Below are 23,897 nucleotides of genomic sequence, written 5' to 3'. Positions count from 1 at the left end.
CAGTGGCAATGGCCATTGTTAATAACCTCACAGTGGTATTAACCACTGTTTTGCTTTGATGGTAACTATGGACGTCTCTTATCTGCTTGAAGGCCTTAATGACAAACAGCGCGAAGCGGTTGCCGCCCCGCGTACCAATTTACTTGTCCTTGCGGGGGCAGGTAGTGGTAAAACTCGGGTGCTAGTGCATCGAATTGCATGGCTGATGTCTGTGGAAAATGCTTCCCCATTTTCAATTATGGCAGTGACGTTCACGAACAAAGCGGCAGCAGAAATGCGCCATAGAATCAATCAATTGATTGGTACTAGTGAAGGCGGTATGTGGATAGGAACATTCCATGGCTTAGCGCATCGTTTATTACGCCAACATTATATGGATGCCAATTTACCGCAGGATTTTCAAATTCTCGATAGTGATGACCAATACCGTTTAATTCGTCGCTTACTTAAGGCGATGAATTTAGATGAAAAACAATGGCCACCACGTCAGGGTATGTGGTACATAAACGGTAAAAAAGATGAGGGTTTGCGTCCTCAGCACATTGAAGCTTACGGAAACCCAGTCGAAGCGACATGGCTAAAAGTATACCAAGCTTACCAAGAAGCCTGTGATAGAGCCGGACTGGTGGATTTTGCTGAGCTATTATTACGTGCCCATGAACTGTGGTTAAACAAGCCCCATGTACTACAGCATTATCGTGAGCGCTTTACGAATATTCTCGTCGATGAATTCCAAGATACCAATAATATCCAATATGCATGGATCCGTGTACTCGCAGGGGAAACTGGCAAAGTCATGATTGTTGGTGATGATGACCAATCAATCTATGGCTGGCGTGGGGCTCAAGTAGAAAATATCCAGCGCTTTCTCAATGATTTTCCTGGTGCAGAAACTATCCGCCTTGAGCAAAACTACCGTTCAACGAATAATATATTAAAAGCGGCGAACGCATTGATCGCGAATAACAGTGACCGCTTAGGGAAAAATTTATGGACAGAAGGCGGAGATGGTGAACCCATTTCCCTCTACTGCGCTTTTAATGAGTTAGATGAAGCACGTTATGTGGTTGGGCGCATTAAACAATGGCATGAAAATGGTGGAGCCCTACAAGATTGTGCCATGCTGTACCGGAGTAATGCACAGTCTCGTGTATTAGAAGAGGCGCTCATCCAAGGTGCTATGCCATATCGTATTTATGGTGGGCAACGTTTCTTTGAACGTCAAGAGATTAAAGATGCACTTTCTTATTTAAGATTAATAGCAAATCGTAATGATGATGCTTCCTTCGAGCGGGTGGTCAATACACCAACACGTGGCATCGGAGATAGAACATTAGATACTGTTCGCCAAACTGCACGGGATCAACAACTAACATTATGGGAAAGTTGTGAGTACTTACTTCGCGAGCAGGTGTTGGGAGGTAGGGCAGCCGCTGCAATCGAGCGTTTCTTAGAATTAGTCGATGCATTAGCTAAAGAAACCCAAGACATGCCATTACACGTCCAAGCTGATCGAGTCATTAACGACTCAGGCCTACGAGCGATGTATGAGCAAGAAAAAGGCGAAAAAGCACAGGCTCGAATTGAAAACTTGGAAGAGTTAGTCAATGCAACCCGTGATTTCAGCTATCAAGACGAAGACCAAGACTTAATGCCATTGCAGGCTTTTCTTTCTCATGCAGCATTGGAAGCAGGAGATGGACAAGCGGATGTTAGTCAAGATGCCGTTCAATTGATGACTTTGCATTCGGCTAAAGGCCTGGAGTTTCCAGTTGTATTCATTGTGGGAATGGAAGAAGGTATGTTCCCAAGCCAAATGTCGATGGATGAAAGTGGTCGTCTTGAAGAAGAACGTCGCCTTGCTTATGTCGGTATTACCCGAGCAATGGAAAAACTGACTATCACCTACGCTGAAAGTCGTCGTTTATATGGCAAAGAAGTTTATCACAGGCCTTCTCGTTTTATCGGTGAGCTACCAACCGAGTGTGTTGAAGAAGTTCGTTTGCGAGCGCAGGTTTCAAGACCAGTTAGCCATCAACGCCTTGGTACCCCAATTAGCCAAAATGATTCGGGTTATGCATTAGGGCAGCGTGTAGTTCATCCTAAATTTGGAGAAGGCACGATTATTAACCTTGAAGGTAGTGGTGAACACTGTCGTTTACAAATCGCTTTCCAAGGCCAAGGAATTAAGTGGCTGGTGGCTTCATATGCGAAGCTTGAGAAACTGTAATAGACAAGTATAAATAAAGTAGAAATCTGAATAATATTTCTACTTTATTTATTTAAATGAAATATAGGTTTAAAATAATTATAATTTGTTTTTATTATACAAATAATAAATTAGTCACTCCTTTGTCTTTAATATAATATAAAAACGCAATATAGATATCAAATTATGTTTTTAATTATATGAAAATCAAAGGGATTAATATGGAAATTGATTTTAATTTAAATAGTTATGATTTTAAAAAAATAGACTCGTTAATTTTTTCTGCTGAAAATCGTTTAAATAAAATTAAGAAACTGAAGTCTTCATTAGTAATGAAAATTCAAGATGAATATGGCTATGAATATTTATCTGAAAAAACAAATATAAATAGTGAAGTGACCGCTAAAATAGATGAGGTAAATAAAGCTATTAGATTTTTTGAAGGTAATTTACTAGCAATGAAAAATCTTGCTAGTAAATATAACAAGGAAAATATCGGTAATGAGATTTTATATTTTGAGGCTAGTAAGTTTTCTAAGTATAAAATAGAGTTGGAAATAAATAAGCAAAATAAAAATATTGGTGGTGACCATAAACTACTAGAAAGTATTTTTGTAATCAAAAAAATCCCTCATGAGACAAAAGAGGGTATGTTAAATAATGAAAAATCTACTTTAGTAAAGATAAATAATGAAATAACCCATCTAAATACTTCGTTTAATAAAGTTAAAACAGGTATTGTATCTATCTCAATAAATTATCATAACGCTAAGCTAAAATCATTGAAAAACAGAGCATCTAAGTTATTAGAAGATGAACGAAAAATTGATTTACAGTTAGATAACATAGAAATTGAGACAATAAAAAATAAAAAAGAGATAGATGATGAAATTGAAAAATTTGTTTCGTCTATAAATGATTTGAAATCTCGTTCAGTACAGCTATTAAATAAAGGAAGAGCTTGGGGCTCCAGTTCGGTTGTTACTGATAAATATAGCCAAAAACAGATAGATGATTCGATGAGAATGTTAGAGGAAAAAGTTCATAAAAATGTAAAAGTATTTGATGAACAATTAAATGTGTTTAAAGGCCTAAGTGAGTTGAACGAACATAAAACTAATTCAGAAATAGAAGAAATAAGGTCATTACGTAGAAATATTTCATTGTATAGAGTAGAAAGCCCTAGCATAGCAAAAGATAAGCATGTATTAAATGAGTTAAGTAGGATAAGTGAACTACAGGAATCAAATTTACTAAAAGTATTAGACGAATTAAATCAATATATTGATAAGCTAAATATTGAAATGGAAAAACAAGGCGAATTAGAAGTGAATTCAGGGCCTTTTAAAAATCATCTATCTTTAAATATTAAAAGATATAATGAAGAAATGCATAGCATTAAAGAAACTATCAAAGATGTTGAACTTCACTGGTCAATTCGTTCTCAAAAAATGATTGAAAATCAAGATGGTAATACATTAGTTCAACCCGTAATTCAAAGCGAATTAATTTCAGAACGAATTACGGCTTTCCAATCGGCGGAGGAGGGGAATAGTGAAGTAAATAAAAACCTAGGGCAGGTAAGTCTTCTTAACCCAGTGGCACGTTGTTCTTGTGGTGGTATTGGAAGAACTGCATTCTGCTAAGTCAATCAATCGTTTAATTTGATTTTATAGTAAGCACTCAATATGGATGGAGTGCTTTTTTACTATGGAATGAGTATGTTATTTATGTAATTTTGAATCTCTTTTCTAGTTTACTCTATGATAACTATCACTATCTTTTTAGTGATTGACTTTGATATGCCGTATTAATCCTCAGGATTTGAGTTTTTAATTTTAAAGTTTCATCTCAATGAAGTATAAAATATTACCTAATTAACTTTTCTAAGACTCATCATGTCAATGGATAAACTTATTGATTCACTTTCCTCACAAGGTTGGTATGTGTGGGACGATTTCATGAGCCTGCAACATATACAAGCCATCAAAAATAGTATTCCAGATACCCTACAGGATGCACGTATTGGGCGCGGTGATACCTTACAAGGAAATAAAAGTATTCGTGCTGATCAAACTGTTTGGCTAGAACCTGAAATGGGGGAGCCTATCATTCATTATCTCGGTAAAATGGAGCTGGTTAGGCAAGAGCTTAACTGCCAGCTTTATCTTGGTCTGCGTGATTTTGAAACGCATTTCTGCCGTTATCCTAATGGTGGGTTTTATAAAAAGCATCTTGATAACCCAAGAGGACAAGGGCGTCGCAAGGTAACCACTGTTTTATATATGAATGAAGCATGGCAAGCTGGAGATGGAGGTGAACTTGTTGTCTATGATAAAGAAAACAATCAATTGTTTGAATTAGAACCGCTTGCAGGTCGAATGATTTTTTTTATGTCTGAAGAATTTCCACATGAAGTATTACCGACTCAACAAAAAAGAGAAAGTATTGCTGGCTGGTTTTTAACAGAAAAAATACTCTAATCCGTTCAGGCTATTACCACCTCTTATTGAGGTGGCTGATAGATATTCTTCCATATTTATAATATCTAATTAATACTATATTATTTTCTTTAAAATTTAAGATTAACTTTATTCAATTTATCTTGTTTTAATCGGTTATATCAGTCATTTTAATTTTTTATTTTTCAATGTACACATAAAAGGAGTTTATAGATGAACAGCGTTGATAAATTTGGTTATGGTGATAAGCAGATTCAACAAGGAATGAGTATCATGGAATATGAAAAACAATTAGAAACAGCATTTAATAGCTTAATGAATAAAAATAAAGGCGATATTGTACCTATTAATTATGATATTGATCATTCGTCACTAATACAAACAACAAATTGTTTTTCTTCACAAAAAGAATATAGTTTTATCATTGAGCCAAATCATTATATTGCTGAATGTCAATTTAATAATTCAATGTGTTATTTAGTGAATTAAGCATTGTCTGGGTAGTAAAGCACAAAACAGTAAGGTAGATATCTTAAATTATATACCACCTCTTATCTGAGGTGGCATTGTTTTATTTTAAACGTTTAAATTCATTTCCTGAAAAAGTAATTACAGCGTTTCCTCTTTCAATTTGATAATGGGAATGATGACGTTGTTTATCCAGTTCATTAAGTTGCTGCGATTGATGTTCATTCAATTTCCATTGAATTAACTGTTTCGCAAGCTTTTTGTTAGCGTGCTGGCTGCGTTCAGATTGCACTTTGACAGTGATATCCGTAGCGACATGTTTTGCTCTAACCGCAGACGAGGTTTTATTAACGTGCTGCCCTCCAGCCCCCTGTGCTTTAGTAAATTCAAACTCAATTTCACTCTCTTCAATTGGTTTAATGGGAGAGAAACGGGTGACACTCAAAAACCAATTTTTACGTTTATGTCGTGGCCTAATTTGGCTTTGGCACTGCCATTGAATAGTGCCAGTCCATTTTTGGGATAGTATTTCTGCATTCTCGCCTTCCAATGAAATTAAGGCAGATTTTAGTCCATAGCGTGATGGAAAAAACTCAAGTGTATCGGCAATGACTGAAAGCTTTTTAGCCTCTTGGAAAAAACAAGCAAGTGCTTTTTCCACCGCTATGCAACATTCTTCAGGCCCCTGCGCAGAGGAAAACTGTAATAATATCATTAGCAATCTCCACTGGTTTTATAGGTTATAACAGGTTTAAGGCGTGCAACAACTTGGACGATGCCAATATTCACCATGCTTTCAATTACAGTATCAATAGATTTATAAGATTGAGGGGCTTCTTCGTAAATCAATTGTTTGTTTGCGCAGATAACACGGCTACCTAATACCGTCCTTGATAATTGAGTCGGTGTATATTTATGTGATAAACGCCCTTTACACTCAGCCCGCATCCACTTCCGTCCAGCTCCATGAGCAAGAGAATTCAGACAAACTTGACTTGGTTGTGGAGAAACGAGATAACTGTAATCACCTCGAGAACCAGGGATAACGACTAGCCCGCGATCTGATGGTGTCGCTCCTTTTCGATGTATCCACCCTTCAATACCATTGATTTTACAGTATTCAACTAGGTTATGATTAAGGTCGAGTACGAGTTTTCCCTTTGATTTTACTTGTTGCAGCATACGTAAACCGATCATTTGCCGATTTAGTTGGGCAAAATCTAATGCATTCTGATGAGCTTCCAGATAATCTTTTGCATCTTGAGTATTGTCTATAAGTCCATCATGGCTATATTTTTCTACATGTTGGCGAAGGATTGATTGGCCTAAGCCACGAGAGCCACTATGCACTAATAACAGTAATTGTTGTTTATTTAATCCACATATGCTGAACAATTCTGGATTTAATATTTCATCAACGCCCTGAAATTCAGCAAAATGATTTCCGCCACCAATAGAACTTAATGATGACATAAAGTCATGTGATTGCATGTTATTTGGAACATGCTCTTCAAGCCATGACAAAGGCGCATGATCTGACATTTCAGAAAGTTGTTTTTCGAGTTTATCGAGGTTAACTTTCGATTTTTTAATATCAGTTTGGAACAGCGCCATTCCACAACCGATGTCATTACCAACTAGCGCAGGATAAAAGCGCTTGGTTGAGAAAAATGCCGCACCAATTGGGTATCCACGGCCTGGATGTAGGTCAGGCATGCCAACAACAGAGACCATATTAGGTAAGTTTGCGGTTGTTTGTAACTGTTGGATTGCTTTACTTTCAATCCATGTTGATTCTGTGGCGATATAGCTGACTTGCTGATCCACAGTATGTAAGGTATTGCCCATAAGCTATTAACTCATTTTTAATTGAAAAATAAGGTGAATTAGCAGGCAAAATTAAGAAAATAGATTAACTAACGAGAGTGGCTATTTCTGAGTGTGCCCGCAAAGAGTTTGATTAATTGTTGTCATGGTAAACCTCCTTGCAGTTAGTAGATGAATATAAAACGCTGCGGATACTAACGGTAACTTTTTTCTTTTGCAAGGGCTATTTTAAAGATAGCCGATTTTTAGCCTTTTTCTGAAACCAATATATAAAATCAATATATAAATTAATTAATATTATACAAACTAATAATTAGATAATTAAATTTATATTTTTATTTATTCCAATGGAATTGAGCGTGAGTGAAATATAAAAATTTGCTATCATTTGGGCGGGTGCTTGAGCCTTTCTGGTTCAAGCTTATTATGTTGGATAAAATGTTTGGATTAGAAATGGAAAAGCCCCGTTAGTTATTATTAACCAACGAGGCCCAAACCTAACCGAACAATTAGGATTGTGCCTCTTAACTATTAAGAGATCAAGGGAAATGAGCAAGTGCGCAGTGATTGCGTTTGTTTCGGCGTGTATTACCGTGTTCGGTATTTCACTATTAATGCGGGATAGGCTTTGCCTAATTGTCATTAGTCATGGAAATACAGTTGTTCAAACAACGTTTTCTTACGAAGAATAATGTTGCTTTACGAGGGAGTTTATTCCCTCGTAATTTCCCGATTTAATTGTTAGTATTCAGGTTTGGAATTAAGTGCCCAATTAAAAACACCCCAAAATATTATTGAATCTTTGGGGTGTTTATTTAATTAGTTATCTAAATAAATAATTAAGCAATATGTACAGTTTTTCCACCAATAATTGTACGTAATACTTTTACATTTTCAATATCATCAGCGGGGATCTCAAATACATTGCGATCTAGCACGATCATATCAGCAAATTTTCCAGCCTCTAATGAGCCGAGTACATCTTCACGGTGCTGTGCATAAGCAGAGTCAATGGTTGCAGAGCGCAAAACTTCAATTACCGTCAAATCTCGGTCATTATCGAGTCTCGGTGCTTTTTGGCCATTAATATCGCGGCCACGGCGTGTCGCTGCGACTTTTAAATCATACCATTCATCGAAATCATCGATTGGCCAGTCACTACCAAATGCAACAACCGCGCCAGCATCGACAAATTTAGCGATGGGTTCAAGTTGCTCAAAACGTTCATCACCGAGCATTTTTTTCTCAAAAGCCGCTAGCTCTGGAGTTGGGGCTGCCCACTGGAAAGATAAACAAGCGATGGTTTTTAAGCGCGCAAAACGGGCGTAATCATCCGCATGGACTAGTTCATTGTGAGCGAGTCCTGGGCGAATATCTTTTTCTGGGTGCGCTGCTCGCATTTTTTCAATCGCATCTAATACGATGGAAACGGCACCTTCACCAACAGTATGCAAGTGAGGGTCATAGCCTGCTGCGGCAATTTTTTCCATTAATTCATCAAGAATTTCAGCTGTGAAATACAGATCACCATAGTTATCCGTTTCTACCCAATTAGGCGTGTCATCTGTGCCTTGATTAATGCGGTATGGCTGCAATAACGACGCTGTCATTGTTGGAAATTGCATGACACCATCAACAAACATTTTAATATTATTCAAGCCAATACCTGGGGTTGGTGTCCAATCAGCTTGGTGCCATTTTTTGGCAAATGCAACGGCTTTATCCACGGCTGCCGCTACTGAAGCAACATCTGGTGTTTCATCGGGGGTGATTTCACGAGCAGCTTGGAAACGGATCGTAAGGTCACCACGTTGCTGTAATTGAGAAAAGGCTTCAAGCTGTTGTTCTGAAACGCGGGCGTCCATCACCATAGTCACACCTTGCTGGTTAAGTACTTTCTGTACTAATTCAGCAACTTCAATTGCTTGGTCGTCACGAATTGAAGGAATGCTATCGGCAGCACGCATAGCGGGTGCATCTTCAAGGATGCCATTCAACTCACCGTTCTCGTATTTGCCAATTTTACCATCAGGTGGCTCAGGCGTGTCTTTAGTGATACCAAATAGTTCGAGAGCACGGCTATTGGCTAGCAATGTATGGCAGTCATTTGAAAATAATACGACAGGGCGTTTTGTATTGAGCTTGTCCATATCTTCACGATACATATCAACACCCGCCGGGATCATTCCTTGACGTAGCCATGCAGTGACTTTGAGCCAATCATTTTCCCCGGTACGAGGGTCTTTATCGAGGTGATCTTGTACACGCTCTAAAATTTGCTCGATAGTTAACGATTCATAATTTAAATGACAACCGAAGAGTTGAATACCGCCCCAAAAAGGGTGCATATGACCATCAATGATACCAGGCATCATCATTTTGCCTTCGAGATCGATACTCTCTGTTTCAGGGCCAACATACTGATGAAGTTCATCAGAAGTGCCTGTGGCAAGAATGTAACCATCACGAACAGCAACCGCATCGACAACGCGATTTTTATCATCCGCAGTATATATATAACCGTTAAAATAAATAACGTCAGCTAATTGATTATTCATTGTAAACCGTCTGTATCAGTGGTGCTTTGGTGGCACCAGAGCTAAAAAAACAACGGGGAAGGCAAGTGCTCCCCCGTAATCATTTATAAGACTTGAAATGCTTAGTTAATAATCATTTCAGTTTCATCATCAGAGATTGCAGGTGGACGACGAGTAAAACCATGGGTCAGCAGTGCTAAGTAAATTGCCCCTGCGGCTAGCCACCATAAACCCACTTTAAAGGCTTCGCTATCAAGGCTTGTCCATAACCATAATGTTAGGATAACACCAATAGAAGGCATAATCAGGCAAGTGATAATTTTTGTATTATCCAGCGGTGCTTTACGGTCAATGTAAAAATGTTTAATGACCGATAAATTCACAAAAGTGAATGCAATTAAGGCACCAAAACTGATCATTGAGGCGACCATGCTGAGTGAAAGCACTAATGAAAGCAGTGATGCTAACGCAACAAAGATAATTGAGTAAACCGGTGTATTGAGTCTTGGATGCAGATAAGCAAACAGCGAACGTGGTAACACGCCTTCACGGCCCATCGCATAGAAAATACGCACAATACTGGCTTGTGAGGTCATTGCCGAGGCAAATACACCAATAACATAAGCGGTGATAAAGCTAGAAGCCATCATCGCACCACCAACTTGTTTCATTACCGCAAGGCTAGCAATATCTGTGTTAGGAATGAAATCTTGCCACATCGGGTAAACCAAGTGCGCACCATAGGAAATGATGACAAATAGCGTACCTGCGATAAACACGGTGTATAGAATCGCTTTTGGTAACGCACTACGTGCATCTTTGGTTTCTTCTGCCATGGTGGAGATCGCATCAAAGCCAAGGAAGGCTAAGCAGAGTACCGCAGCACCAGCAAATAACCCTGATACTTGTTCTGACATTACCGTAATAGGTGCCAATAAAGCATCAGTATCCAATACAAATGAAGTTTTAAAACTCAAGTATAGGAACACTGTGATAAATACAAATTGCATTAAAATGATTAGCATATTCATTGAGGAAACTAATTTAATTCCCAAAATATTCATAATGCTAACAATTGTGATGGTACTGCAAATAATCACATACATTGGGATATCGGGGAACGCTTCATGAACAAAGATCCCAATTGCAATGTAGTTAATAATTGGCAGAAAGAGATAGTCGAGCAATTGTGCCCAACCCACTAAAAACCCGAGTGTGCCGCCAAAGGTTTTTTGCACGTATGAATAAGCAGATCCTGAAAGAGGAAGTGCGCTTGTCATGCGGCAATAGCTCATGGCGGTAAAAAAGACGGCAGCTAATGTAATTAAATAAGCGATAGGCAGATGGCCCTCACTCAATACAGTTACTTGTCCATAGGTGGTGAAAATTCCGAGTGGCACCATATAAGCCAGCCCGAAAAAAACTAACGCAGGAGTGGTCAGTACGCGTTTCATTTGAACGGTATTCTGTTGCATTTTTAAGCCCTTCCCAAAAGCCCTTAACAACGTTAACTCTGTCTGAATGCACAGGCCGAGTGAACCTAAAATGCAGCCGTACTCGTCATACTTCGAATCACAACGTTGTTGGCTTCACTCGTTCGCACTAGTCACATACTTTTGTATGCTCCTAGCGACTCTCTTGCTTGCCGCCTAGTTGTGTTTTCGAATTATTTAGAGTCGTACTCGTCATACTTCGAATCACAACGTTGTTGGCTTCGCTCGCCGCCTAGTTATGTTTTCGAATTATTTAGAGTCTTAACGCTACATGGTTGTATTAAATTAAATCTTAGAACCGTCTGCATTCAATTTCAGAAAACCTCGCACCAGGACATTTTTAAAATGAAATGTCATCGTGCGCACTTTAATGAAACGTCAGTGATGAATCGGACCATCACCATCCGCTGGGGTGAATACAAGCGGCGTACAATATAATTACCAAGTTCCTATTAAGCAATCATTAATTGAAAAAAATAAACAACTACTTTTATTTCAAAGAGTTGTTTGATGGATGTGTTTATTAATTGAAGTGGATTTAAGATAAGTTAAATGATAGCTATTATGTATAGAAAATCAAGATGAATTTTTTGTGTTTAACTTATTGATTTTATGTGGTTAAATTTATTTTGTTACAATTGCGTATATATAGATAAGAACAAAAAGATTTAAATTAATTTTGATTTATCATGTGGTAGATAAAGAATTTACTACTTAATTAAATAGCCTATTTGCATTAATTAAATTAACTATTTGAGTTCCATATAATGAAACACCGACTTCGTTTGGAATATAAAACGAGAGTCGGTATTTAATATTAACGCTATTTACCGGCTATCTGACTTTCTGTAAACAGTTACCCATTATTTTTTTCTCAGTTTCTGCTGGGTATATAATGCATCTAATGTAAATAAAATTAATGCAACCCAGATAAACCCAAAAGTGACTAACAATTCAGGTGTCATAACTTCACCGTACACAAAGACGGCGAGTAAGAACATAATACTTGGCCCCATATATTGGAAAAAGCCTAGCGTTGAAAGCCTTAAATGGTTAGCTGCTTCTGTAAATAGTAACAGTGGCACTGTAGTAATTACCCCGGCAGCAATCAGAAGTGCATTCAAATGCCAATCATTCATTGCCATATCACTCGTTGGACTATCTGCAAAAAATAATAAGAAGATAATCCCGACAGGAAGCAGCCAAAGTGTTTCGAATGTCATTCCTGTTTGTGCGTCGACCCCTAATTTTTTACGTAATAATCCATAGGTGGCAAATGTAACAGCTAAACTTAGCCCAATCACAGGCACTGAGCCAAATTGCCAAAGCTGGATCAATACACCCGTTAGTGCAAGACCAACAGCAATCCACTGCATGCGGCGAAAACGTTCTTGTAAGAATAGCATTCCAAACAGTACGTTAACTAGTGGGTTAATAAAGTAACCTAAGCTAGCTTGTAGCATATAACCATTATTAACTGCCCAAATATAAATTAACCAGTTACAAGCAATTGTCGTTGCCGTTACACCAAGAACTAATATTTTCTTTGGTTGCTTTAGTACTTGGCGAACATAACTCCAATGCCGTGAAACTGTTAATAATAAAATCATAAAGAAAAATGACCAAATAATACGATGAGTCAGGATTTCTTCTGCGGGCACTTCTTGGATGCTTTTAAAATAAATAGGTGCGACACCCCAAATAAAATAGGCGCCTAAGGCACATAACACGCCTTTGGTAGTATTTTGCTGGCTCATTGTTGGCTCTGAAATTGAATTAAAGACTAAAAAGATACTTATACAGAGAGACCGAGCCGATTTAAGCGGCTCGATTTTTGATACCACTAATGTGACATTGCTCAGGTTTTTTTACAAGTTATTAGTTTAGTAGGTGACTAATTATTTATATTTTATTTCTATCCAACCAGATAAGTTGCCGTTGCTGTTGCAATATGCTGGTTGTTTTCATTATGAAGCTCGCAGCGGGTCACGGCTATTTTATTGCCGTCTCTTAATAAGCTAGCACTAGCAGTAAAAATTTGCCCTCGACCGGGGCGTAAATAATCAACTCGTAAGTCGATTGTCCCCATTCGGGACATTTTATCGACAATCTCGGTGTGGGTTAATGGATTAATACGCTGCAAAATACGATTGATGCATACCATCCCCCCTGCAACATCTAAAACCGAAGCGATCACACCGCCATGTAAAATGTTCTGAGTAAAATTACCAATTAATTGTTGACGATTTTCAACAGTAAGCTGAACAAAATCATCATTTAAACTCATTAATTTAATACCAAGTAGCTGGTTAAATGGCATTTTATAAATAAATGCATGGCTCATTAAGTCACTGGCTTCTTCTAAAGTATAAGTACGGTCATTCATCGTTTTCATCCTTTAAAAATATGTGAATGATAAGTTAACATTATGTGTAAATTATGTCTCTAACAAACGAATGAATAATCTTTCAACAGTTATTCAGTTTTGTGTGTAAAATAGGACAAACTTTTTTTGGACGATGTTGAAAATAGGAATGACTAATGCGCGCTTTACCGATTTTGTTAAGTGCAGTGCTCTGCTTTTGGTCTGCTTCATTGTTTGCGACTGAAAATACAGGTGTTCAGCCTGTAGAAGATGTCAAAAATACCTTGCCAATACGTGGAAGCATCATTTCAGGATTACTGCAACACCATGATAACCCATTTGTGCTGTATCCGTATGAATCGAATTACATCCTTTATACCTATACATCCTCGATGAATAAAGAAGCCATTTCTAGCTACAATTGGGGTGATGATGCGTTAAAGGACGAAGTTAAATTTCAATTAAGTTTAGCGTTTCCATTATGGGCGGGTATTGCGGGTGATGACTCAATTTTAGCTGTTTCTTATACTCAGCGTTCTTGGTGGCAACTAAGTAATAAAAAAGAGTCTTCACCATTTAGAGAAACTAACTATGAGCCTCAAGTGTTTGTTGGCTGGTTAACCGACTACCAATTTGCGGGTTGGACGTTGCGTGAGATTGAAACAGGTTTTAACCACGAGTCAAATGGTCGTTCAGAGCCTACTTCTCGCAGCTGGAACCGAGTATATGCAAGGGCAATGGCGCAAAATGGTAACTGGCAAGTTGATCTCAAACCTTGGTACCGCATTCATGAAAGTGAAGGGCGTGATGATAATTCTGATATTACCAAATATATGGGTTACTATCGCTTAAAAGTAGGGTATGCGTTGGGAGACAGCGTGTTTACTACGACTGGGCGCTATAACTGGAATACAGGGTATGGTGGTGCAGAATTGGGGTGGAGCTATCCAATTAGTAAACATGTGCGTTTTTATACCCAGTTGTTTAGCGGATATGGTGAGTCGATGATAGACTACAATTATCGCCAAACACGTTTTGGTATCGGTGTTATGCTAAACGATATGCTGTAATGGAAGAAAAACTCAGCTCTCTATTTTGTTCTGAGTTGAATACCAAGTCATGAATCAACAACTTCGCTGCTCAATTGGGCAGCGGCTTGTTTTATCGATTGAGGAAGTTTGTGTCCACTGCTTGCGTCATTAACCAACTTTCATTGGCTGAACATGTGCTCAATAGTACATTCGGCTATCAGTCATTTCGCCCTGGGCAAGATGCTGTCATTGGGGCTATTTTGGATAACCGTGATTGCTTAGTGTTAATGCCAACAGGGGGTGGTAAATCCCTTTGCTACCAAGTTCCTGCTTTAGTTAAAGAAGGTGTCACACTGGTCGTTTCGCCATTAATATCATTAATGAAAGACCAAGTTGACCAATTAAGGTTACATGGGGTTAATGCTGCGTGTTTAAATTCATCACAAACGTCACAAGAACAACGTCAAATCATGGAATTGTGCAGTCAGGGGGAAATAAAATTACTGTATGTTGCTCCTGAACGGTTGTTAACTGATTATTTCTTAAGCCAATTAGCAGGATGGAACATCACCTTGCTAGCAGTGGATGAAGCCCACTGTATTTCCCAATGGGGACATGATTTTCGCCCTGAATACCGCGCACTAGGCCAATTACGGCAATCATTACCTAATGTACCCGTGATGGCGTTAACCGCAACTGCGGATGAAACCACACGTGCAGACATTATTCGTTTATTAGAGCTACATGAGCCATTAGTCCATGTGAGTAGCTTTGATAGGCCAAATATTCGTTATACCTTAGTCGAAAAATATAAGCCTTTAGATCAACTTTGGTTTTTTATTAAAGGGCAAAAAGGAAAAGCGGGTATTGTTTATTGTAATAGTCGCAGTAAGGTTGAAGAAACGACAGAGCGCTTGCAAAAGCGAGGCTTAAGTGTTGCGGCATACCATGCAGGGTTAGACGCTGCCCAACGGGAGTGGGTACAAGATGCATTTCTAAAAGATAACCTACAAGTTGTCGTGGCGACAGTGGCTTTTGGGATGGGAATTAACAAATCAAACGTTCGGTTTGTCGCTCATTTTGATATTCCGCGTAATATCGAAGCATATTATCAAGAAACAGGGCGGGCAGGTCGTGACGGTGTTGAAGCCGAAGCCATTTTATTTTATGACCCTGCAGATATGGCATGGTTACGTCGCTGTCTTGAAGAAAAGCCTGCGGGTATGCAGCAAGATATAGAACGGCATAAGCTGAATGCCATCGCGGCTTTTGCTGAAGCACAAACTTGCCGCCGTTTGGTGCTACTCAATTATTTTGGTGAAAATCGCCAGCAGCCTTGTGGCAATTGTGATATTTGCTTAGACCCACCAAAACAGTACGATGGGTTAGTGGATGCGCAAAAAGCGCTGTCCTGTATTTATCGTGTTGGTCAGCGCTTTGGTATCGGCTATATTGTTGAGGTTCTGCGTGGCGCTAATAATCAGCGTATTCGTGACTTAGGCCATGATAAACTGCCCGTCTATGGCATTGGTAAAGAACAAAGTAATGAACATTGGGTCAGTGTGATTCGCCAACTGATCCATTTAGGTATGATCACACAGAATATTACGCATTTTTCAGCGCTTCAATTAACGGAGGCAGCACGGCCAGTATTACGTGGTGAAGCTGTACTAAAACTCGCAGTTCCTCGTGTTTTAGTGGTAAAAAGCCGTAATCAACAAAACAAAATTTATCATGGCAATTATGATAAAAAGCTCTTTGCTAAACTGCGTAAATTGCGTAAATCCATTGCAGATGAAGAAAATATTCCGCCATTTGTGGTGTTTAATGATGCAACATTAATAGAAATGGCTGAGCACACCCCGACTTCACCTGCCGAATTACTGTTAATCAATGGTGTTGGCGAACGCAAGCTCGAACGTTTTGGAGTAGCATTTATGGCGCTTATCCAAGACCATCTTGAAGGTTATGAATGAATAGATAAGGAAACTGCAGGATGACGCCTGAAAACCTAAAAGAGAGTTGGCTGAATCGAGAAACTCAATTTTCTGCTTTTACAAATGGCCCGCTTTTAGATTTCTGGCAACACCGTGAAGAATCTCAATTCGTGGGGGTTGATGATATCCCCATTCACTATGTCCGTTTTATTCATCCAAAGCATCATAAAGCGATTGTCATTTCACCGGGGCGCAGTGAAAGTTATGTGAAGTACCCTGAAGTGGCTTATGATTTTTATCATTTAGGCTATGATGTGTTTATTATTGATCACCGTGGGCAAGGGCGATCAGGGCGCATGTTAGCCGATCCTCAAAAAGGCCATGTTGAAAAATTCACTGATTACATTGACGATTTTGAAAAGTTCATTGAGCTTGAGGTTAAATATCGGCATTATCCAAAATGTTATGCATTAGCTCACTCAATGGGGAGTGCTATCTTAGCCGGGTATTTGTTGCGAGATAACGTCACTTTTGATGCTGCAACCTTATGTGCGCCGATGATTGGTATTAATTTACCAATGCCTCGTTGGATGGCGAGCTTTATTGTTGATAGAGCCGAATCTCGCGAAAGTGTCCGCAATGATTATGCGGCTTCTACTGGGAAATGGCAGCCATTACCTTATTTAATCAATGTATTAACACACAGCCCAGAGCGTTATCGGCGCTACTTACGTTATTATGCCGATTATCCTGAATTGCGCTTAGGTGGGCCGACTTACCATTGGTTACGTGAAAGTTTTGTGATTGGCGATGAGCTAATTGCGAAAGCGGGAGAAATTGATGTACCACTGATGGTGTTGGAAGCCAGCGAAGAAAAAGTGGTCAGCAATAAAGAGCTACAAGCTTTTTGTCAAAGCCGACAAAAAGCGCAAATAGGACGAGAAGAAAAATTACCTCTCATCATTGAAGGGGCACACCATGAAATCCTATTTGAAGTGGATGCATTAAGAGCGATGGCGCTTAATGCTATCTGTGATTTTTTTGATCAGTATTAGTTAGGGTTTGAATATGAAATATCCTGTAGTTGCTTCCGATTTGGATGGGACACTGTTATCTCCCAATCATGATTTAACGTCTTATACAAAAGACACCTTGAAACAGCTAGTGACTTCCCAAGATGTGCATTTTGTGTTTGCAACAGGCCGTCACCATGTGGATGTTGCTCAAATCCGTGATGGTTTAGGCATCGACGCGTATATGATCACATCTAACGGTGCACGGATCCATAATACCCGCGGTGACTTAATTTTTGAGCACAATGTTGACCCTCAAATAGCTCATGAACTGTGTTTGATGGAATTTGATAACCCTGAACTTATCACTAATTACTACCATGGTGATGATTGGTTTATCAACAGGGAAAGCCCTGAACAAAAAGAATTTTTTAAAGAATCGGTATTTAACTACCAGCTGTTTGACCGCCATAATTTTGTCACTTCTGAAGTCTGTAAAGTTTACTACACCAGTGAAGATCATGACCTGCTGGTGGATTTACAGCAGCGCATTCAAGCACGCTGGCAAGATAAAGTGAATGTAACGTTTTCATTGCGTAGCTGTTTAGAAGTTATGGCTGGTGATGTTTCTAAAGGTGAGGCTCTGAAGCAAGTTGCGGCACTACATGGCTATACACCGAGTGATAGTATTGCTTTTGGCGATGGCATGAATGACAAAGAAATGCTGACTATGGCTGGAAAAGGCTGCATCATGCAAAATGCTCATCAATTGCTAAAAGATGCGTTACCACACATGGAAGTCATTGGTTCGAATAGTGATGATGCTGTTGCTCGTTATCTGAGAAATAAATACCTTAATAACGCATAATGTATTTTGTTATTTGAAATAGAGGAACCAGATAGGCAATATGTTTATCTGGTTTTTTATTATCTCAATTAGATGAAAAACGTAAGTTCCCATAGCGAAAATACAGCGAAACGTGCTTTTTGTGAAATTTAGGCCACTTTTCCTATTTTTTCTGACAAAAAGTAAATTTAAACTAGGGGGATGAGTGTTTCGGTCGATATTAATGGATAGCACTGTTTTCACAGGTTGCATATTGCACTGTTGAGGGTTCCTTAGGATGAAAAAAATTGCGTTAGCACTGTTGTTAGGCTCGATTTGTTATAGTTCTGTTTTAACCGCTAAACCTACCACTGCGCCGGCACCGGCGACAGCAGCACAAGAACCCTCGATTGAACAAATTACGCAGTTAGCACAAAAAGGTGACCCTAAAGCTCAATTTCAGCTAGGAGAGCGTTATTTTAAAGGGTTAGGTGTTTCTCAAGATTCTAAAGCAGCGGCTGAGTGGTTTATTAAGGCGGGGAACCAAGGGAATTCAGATGCACAGTTTCGCTTAGGTACGATGTTTGTAAATGGTTTTGGTGTGCGTCGTGATTATGACAAAGCGATGCTATGGTATGAACAAGCAGCGGCTCAAGGTGATACCCGAGCTGAAACCAACATGGCTATGATGTATGCACAAGGCTTAGGTGTCAGTCAAAACCTAGAAAAAGCGGCATTTTGGTTTAGAAAAGCAGCGCAAGGCGGAAATATACTTGCTCAATTCCAAATAGGCCAAATGTACTCGATTGGGAGTGGCGTTGATTTAGATGACGAGAAAGCAGTGTTTTGGTTTAGAAAAGCCGCGAAACAAAAAGATGCCAAGTCTCAAGACCGCTTAGGTGTCATGTATTCTGAAGGACGTGGTGTGAAGAAAAACTTGCAGCAAGCCTACGCATGGCTTGCAACTGCGGTGTACAGCGGCAACGCAGAAAGTCATCGTCTACAAAATAAGATTGCGGCTCAGTTAAGCCCTGAAGAATTACAGCAAGCACAAAAATTAGCGGAAGGTTATATTAAATCGTATGGTTTTAAAGCCAGCTAATGATTAAGCAGATGTGTGGGATACGATTTTGTATCCCACCAGTATGACAACAGATAATACAAGATAGCACCAAGAAAGCCGATAAAAACGATTGTTTCCCCAGCCTCGACGAATAGCTAGCTGTTGCTGTTGTGATGATAGCTTGCTACAAAGTACACGAAACCCAACGATATAAACCGCACAATACACTTGCCAAAGGTACAGTGTATTAAATGCAAAAGCTTTCCCAACAATTAATAAGATAATTAATGGAATTAAAAAGAATAAAATCGACCCAACACGTTCAAGTTGGGCGATCCTCAACATCACTAATTCGTCTTTTTCATTTAATTGTAATGGCATAATACGGCTTACAATTCCCCTGACTTACGACTAGGATTACGCCCTGAAAGATTGTTTGTCGCACTTTGCAGAGAATTATCACGGACATCCACCCTTGCTTGGAATGGTGGGAATGGCAAGGTAATTCCTTGTTCAGCAAAGGAAACTAAGATGTTTTGGTGAATTTCATGACGCGCAGGTAACCGATGGCCCATTTCAGCGGCATAGACACGTAATTCAAAAATCTGAATACCTTGTTGTAAATCAACAAGATATACTTCAGGTGCTGGGTTATCTAAAATCATCGTAGAGCGTTTGGCTGCACGTAAAATGGTATCTGTTACTAATTCACTATTGGCATCAGAAGGTGCAGGAATAGTCATGACAATACGTGTGATCGTGTCAGACAGTGACCAGTTAATAAATTGTTCAGTAATAAATGCCTTATTTGGCACAATAATTTCTTTTCTATCCCAGTCTGTCAGCGTAGTAGCACGGGTGTTGATCTTGGTAATACTCCCCGTCAAGTTACGGATAGTTACTGTGTCTCCAATCCGGATCGGTTTCTCAAATAAGATCATTAACCCTGAGATAATATTGGCGAAAATTTCTTGTAAACCAAAACCAAGCCCGACCCCCATTGCCGCAACAAGCCATTGCAGTTTTGACCACTCAATTCCTAACATAGAGAAACCAACAATGGTCCCTATAATAGTTATCGTATACTTTGTTAATGTGCTAATGGCGTAACCAGTACCTGGTGTTAAATCCAAATGTTGGAGTACGGCCAGCTCAAGCAAAGCCGGTAAGTTACGAACCAATTGTGCGGTAACGATAATAGTCAAAATGGCAATGAAAATAGACCCCATGGTGATAGGTTGTACGGTATCAACGCCATTAACCGTTGATGTCACATCCCATAAGCGAATATTTTCAAGAAAAGAGAATGCGGTATGTAGCTCGGACCACAGCCAAATCAATGAGACCAAGGCAATCATGGTTAAAATCGAACGAACTAACCCAACGGATTGGGTACTGATGGTATCTAAGTCGATAACCTGTTCTTCGATATCAATATTTCCTTCGCTACTGGCGTTTGCTTGCTGGCTATCATCTTCACCTTTAGCACGTTGAGCTAATATCTCAGCACGGCGTTGTTTCGCACGCTCGAAGGCTAATTTACGGCGCTGCATTGACATCCAACGACGGATCGTATGATAAACGATAAGGATAACAAACCAAATGGCGACAGAGGTTTCTAAACGAGCAAGCAAGGCCTGTGAAGTTGAAAAATAACCTAAAATGGAGAAGAACCCAGCAACGATAGGTGCGAGTAATATCATCCACCACAATGCTTTATTAACAATATTCTCACCGGAGCCATGTCTATCTAAGTAGAGAGGGATTTGTGAGCGGCGTAAGTTGTTGGTAATTAAGCTAAGTGCGACACATAAAAAGATAAAGCATAAGCGGCCAATACTAGCTGCAAATTCCCTATCGCTATAATGTTCAAAGGTAATAATTGCCATCACGAGTGGAACGATGACAAAAATCGCCATTCGGTAATAACGCATCGCACGTTTAACAGAATCTTTGTCCCAACCGAAGTGAGAAATAAATAACCCAGTAGGGCGAGAAAAGGTTTCGCTGATCATAAACAGCCATAGTAAAGGTGTCGTCGCACTGACACCATAACCTATCGCCGCGGCCATGGGATATTGCCATGCACTTTGTAAGCCATAACCGATGGCTGACCACATCATAGGGAGAGGAAGAGCAACAATTATTGACCAAAAAATAGTTCGAATGGTTAAGTAAAACCGGTCTTGTGTCACCTTACCAATCCGTAAACTGGAGCGGTCAAGAAATGCTTGGTAGTGCTTGCGAGTGCTAATACTGAAAATGACTAATGCTATCGAACCTAAAAGATACAAAAATGTATCTTGTGTTGTCAGCATAACACGTAGAGCACCAGCCAGTTGGGACAAGGTATCCAGAGAAAGTAATTGAGTAATATCCGTTACTAACATGACAGGATAGCTGATGCTTATTGGCGGAACATCTGCGACCCAGAAAAGATAACGGTTTGAAGCATCTTTGACTTCTTTTAATGCATCGGTCAATTGCCCAGTGGCGACATTGAGCTTTGTTAGCTCTAACATTTCAGCATCGAGACCTGAAATTAAAGAGGTTAGTAGCTCACGGCGGGTTTTAATCAATGACTGATAAACTTGTACTTGAGCTGTATTGAGCTCATGCTCGCTTTCTTGCTCGGTTGTATCTATTTTACTTAGCCTATCGAGGCTATCTTCATAATTTAAGCGTTGAACGCGTAAATCAGCCATTTCCCGATCAAGCTGTTGGCTCTTTGGAATATCAGGCAAACGGGAGAGTTGTGTTCTGAGCGCTTCCCCTAATGTACTTGAGCTGCTGATCCACTGAGCTTGCTCGCGAATAGTTGTGAGCGCTTGTCGAGCATCGCGGATACTCGTTGAAATTTCAGCTTGGCTATTGGTGATTGCGCTCATGCGCTGTGCCTGAGCGGTTAATTCCTGAGACATTTTACGGTTAATATCAAGCTGCTCAGTTAAAAATGGGGTCAGTTCACCTTGCGCAGCCAACATCTCGGTATGTTCTAACGCTAAAATTGCTTTTTGTTGGCGTTGGGTATTTTGGAAATCACGCAGGTTTTGTAACTCAAGTTCCATACGTTGATAGCGTTTTTTGTATAACTCCAACGTAAGGCGTGAGATTTCTTGGCGGTTATTGGCAGAAAGCTGCGCCATTTCCAGTTCATTAACTGTTGATTTGCGAGCACTTACTTCGGCTTGAGCTAACGTGTACTGGGCATCGGCTAATGGCGTTGAGGGTGTACTCAGAGACTGAAAGCGCGAAGAGGCTTCAGTGAGTAAGCGTCTAGCTTCAGAAAGTTGTTGTGGCAGAATACTTAGTGATTCACTGATTTCGCGGCCTTTATCTTGCTCTTGCTGAGTTAAGCGGCTTTGATCGAGTAATTGGCTGCTAAGCTGAATAATACGTTGTTCAAGTTCACCTAAGCTGATACCCACAGGTATAGGTGCTGGTTCATCACTTTCATTGAGGATTTTTTGTCTTATTTCTTTGATAATTCTAGGAAAGTTATCAATGGCTTCTTGATAAGACTTGGCCTTTGCATCGGAATCACGTGTTTCACTCATCCAATTCAAAGCACCCTGTAATGCTTGTGCTATCTCTGCATCTTTGGGGTTGGTACTTGACTCAAGTTGTTTGAGCTCCTGCTTAATCTGTGCTTCATCCTGCGCTGCAGTCGGTGCTGCAACGGAAGAAAAAACGATTAACAGGCTAAGAAAAAAACTGATAATCACACGCACAGTGAGGAGCTCCTTCAAGGGATAATAATTTAATTAAGCGTCAGCAGGTTCTTCTGTTACTGTATTTGCAACAGTTTCAGCGAGTAATTCGCCCATACGAGTTGCATAACCGGGGATCAGTGATGAATTAAATATCACTTTGTTAGGTTCAAATAAATTAATCACCGTTGAGCCCAGTTTAAACAGCCCCATTTCCTCACCTTTTTTCAAGAAAACGGCACCTTCAGAGTCCAACTCAGGGTAAACCCAGCGCTTAATGACGCCTTCACGACTGGAATTGACGCAACCGCTCCAAACCGTCTCAATACTACCAACGATGGTTGCACCTACAAGGATTTGTACCATTAAGCCAACAGGGGTGTCAAAAACACAAATCAAGCGTTCATTTCGTGCAAACAGGTTGGGAACATTTTGTGCCGTTAATGGATTTACAGAGAATAAATCGCCTGGCACATAAATCATCTCTTTGAGTAAACCATCACATGGCATGTGTACACGGTGATAGTCACTTGGGGAGAGGTAAGTGGTAATAAAGTCACCACCACGAAAATGCTCTGCTAATTGGTATTGGCCAGCAAGTAACGCTTCAACTGTGTAATTATGGCCTTTAGCTTGGAAGATAAGGTCATCATTTATTGGGCCTAATTGACTAACTGTACCGTCAGCAGGTTGAGCAAGTTGGTGTTCTTTCTCCACAATTGGGCGAGCGCCTTCTTTTAGCTGACGGATAAAGAAATCATTAAAAGTGGCATAAGCAGTAAGCTCACTTTTTTGCGCTTCATTCATGTTCACTTTATAGACTTTTGCGAACAGTTTAATTGCCCATTGCGTCATGAAACCCGCATTGCGACTTGCGAACCAGCCTGCAAATTCAGTAAGACATTGTTTTGGAAGCATATATTGCAAGCGAATTTTAATTTTATCTAGCACGTTAA

The 23,897-nt window shown here is 39.7% G+C and carries 18 protein-coding genes; 9 read left to right on the top strand and 9 right to left on the bottom strand.

The window, feature by feature from the left end:
* Positions 1-67 precede the first annotated feature (67 nt).
* The 4 genes from uvrD to M1F17_RS19130 all read left to right on the top strand — a co-directional run bounded on the left by uvrD (position 68) and on the right by M1F17_RS19130 (position 5,160).
* Positions 68-2,230: a DNA helicase II gene (gene uvrD, locus M1F17_RS19145; protein ID WP_036958803.1), complete on the top strand. Its 2,163-nt coding sequence runs from the start codon at positions 68-70 to the stop codon at positions 2,228-2,230.
* Between the two features lie 200 nt (positions 2,231-2,430).
* Positions 2,431-3,855 carry a hypothetical protein gene (locus M1F17_RS19140; protein WP_164456163.1) on the top strand — a complete coding sequence of 475 codons (1,425 nt, stop codon included), beginning with the start codon at positions 2,431-2,433 and terminating at the stop codon, positions 3,853-3,855.
* 252 nt (positions 3,856-4,107) lie between these two features.
* Positions 4,108-4,692, top strand: a complete 585-nt coding sequence (locus M1F17_RS19135) for a 2OG-Fe(II) oxygenase (protein ID WP_144140430.1) — start codon at positions 4,108-4,110, stop codon at positions 4,690-4,692.
* A gap of 192 nt (positions 4,693-4,884) precedes the next feature.
* Positions 4,885-5,160: a hypothetical protein gene (locus M1F17_RS19130; protein WP_094962467.1), complete on the top strand. Its 276-nt coding sequence runs from the start codon at positions 4,885-4,887 to the stop codon at positions 5,158-5,160.
* Between the two features lie 82 nt (positions 5,161-5,242).
* Here the strand turns inward: M1F17_RS19130 and prfH are convergent, their stop codons facing one another.
* The 6 genes from prfH to M1F17_RS19100 form a co-directional block, all read right to left on the bottom strand.
* Positions 5,243-5,854, bottom strand: a complete 612-nt coding sequence (prfH, locus tag M1F17_RS19125; protein ID WP_144140432.1) for a peptide chain release factor H — start codon at positions 5,852-5,854, stop codon at positions 5,243-5,245.
* Positions 5,854-6,987 carry an RNA ligase RtcB family protein gene (locus M1F17_RS19120; protein ID WP_318837113.1) on the bottom strand — a complete coding sequence of 378 codons (1,134 nt, stop codon included), beginning with the start codon at positions 6,985-6,987 and terminating at the stop codon, positions 5,854-5,856. Before M1F17_RS19120 ends, prfH begins: the two co-directional genes overlap by 1 nt.
* 818 nt (positions 6,988-7,805) lie before the next feature.
* Entirely contained in the window at positions 7,806-9,524 is a 1,719-nt protein-coding gene (locus M1F17_RS19115; protein WP_094962470.1) for an amidohydrolase, read from the bottom strand.
* 101 nt (positions 9,525-9,625) lie between these two features.
* On the bottom strand, positions 9,626-10,978 hold the full coding sequence (locus tag M1F17_RS19110; RefSeq protein ID WP_318837112.1) for an APC family permease: 1,353 nt from the start codon (positions 10,976-10,978) through the stop codon (positions 9,626-9,628).
* Between the two features lie 881 nt (positions 10,979-11,859).
* Positions 11,860-12,753, bottom strand: coding sequence for an EamA family transporter RarD (rarD, locus tag M1F17_RS19105; protein WP_004906041.1), 894 nt, complete (start codon positions 12,751-12,753; stop codon positions 11,860-11,862).
* 158 nt (positions 12,754-12,911) lie between these two features.
* Entirely contained in the window at positions 12,912-13,382 is a 471-nt protein-coding gene (locus tag M1F17_RS19100; RefSeq protein ID WP_096864355.1) for a thioesterase family protein, read from the bottom strand.
* 155 nt (positions 13,383-13,537) lie between these two features.
* Here M1F17_RS19100 and pldA point away from each other — a divergent pair, with 155 nt between their 5' ends.
* From pldA to M1F17_RS19075, 5 genes are all read left to right on the top strand, one after another.
* Complete coding sequence (gene pldA / locus M1F17_RS19095; RefSeq protein ID WP_094962474.1) at positions 13,538-14,431, top strand: phospholipase A; 894 nt, start codon at positions 13,538-13,540, stop codon at positions 14,429-14,431.
* 110 nt (positions 14,432-14,541) lie between these two features.
* The gene (recQ, locus tag M1F17_RS19090; RefSeq protein WP_180312197.1) at positions 14,542-16,368 is read left to right on the top strand and encodes an ATP-dependent DNA helicase RecQ; all 1,827 of its coding nucleotides are present in this window, start codon (positions 14,542-14,544) and stop codon (positions 16,366-16,368) included.
* Positions 16,369-16,388: 20 nt separating this feature from the next.
* Entirely contained in the window at positions 16,389-17,384 is a 996-nt protein-coding gene (gene pldB / locus M1F17_RS19085; RefSeq protein ID WP_272674601.1) for a lysophospholipase L2, read from the top strand.
* Between the two features lie 13 nt (positions 17,385-17,397).
* On the top strand, positions 17,398-18,210 hold the full coding sequence (yigL, locus tag M1F17_RS19080; RefSeq protein WP_094962476.1) for a sugar/pyridoxal phosphate phosphatase YigL: 813 nt from the start codon (positions 17,398-17,400) through the stop codon (positions 18,208-18,210).
* A gap of 256 nt (positions 18,211-18,466) precedes the next feature.
* Positions 18,467-19,270 (top strand): tetratricopeptide repeat protein, encoded by an 804-nt coding sequence (locus M1F17_RS19075; RefSeq protein ID WP_004906030.1) that lies wholly within the window; start codon positions 18,467-18,469, stop codon positions 19,268-19,270.
* A gap of 3 nt (positions 19,271-19,273) precedes the next feature.
* On the opposite strand, the gene M1F17_RS19070 is transcribed toward M1F17_RS19075, so the two are convergent.
* Genes M1F17_RS19070 through asd form a run of 3 tightly spaced genes read right to left on the bottom strand, consistent with a single transcriptional unit; the run spans position 19,274 to position 23,892 of the window.
* A complete protein-coding gene (locus M1F17_RS19070) occupies positions 19,274-19,612 on the bottom strand; it encodes a hypothetical protein (protein WP_094962477.1) in 339 nt (112 codons plus the stop codon).
* 8 nt (positions 19,613-19,620) lie between these two features.
* The gene (gene mscM / locus M1F17_RS19065) at positions 19,621-22,962 is read right to left on the bottom strand and encodes a miniconductance mechanosensitive channel MscM (RefSeq protein WP_094962478.1); all 3,342 of its coding nucleotides are present in this window, start codon (positions 22,960-22,962) and stop codon (positions 19,621-19,623) included.
* A gap of 33 nt (positions 22,963-22,995) precedes the next feature.
* Positions 22,996-23,892, bottom strand: coding sequence for an archaetidylserine decarboxylase (gene asd, locus M1F17_RS19060; RefSeq protein WP_272674599.1), 897 nt, complete (start codon positions 23,890-23,892; stop codon positions 22,996-22,998).
* Positions 23,893-23,897: the final 5 nt, after the last annotated feature.

Source organism: Providencia sp. PROV073, from assembly GCF_033688125.1.
Taxonomy (GTDB): domain Bacteria; phylum Pseudomonadota; class Gammaproteobacteria; order Enterobacterales; family Enterobacteriaceae; genus Providencia; species Providencia hangzhouensis.
Note: the sequence above shows the minus strand (reverse complement) of the source record. Positions and strands in the feature narration are given on the sequence as shown.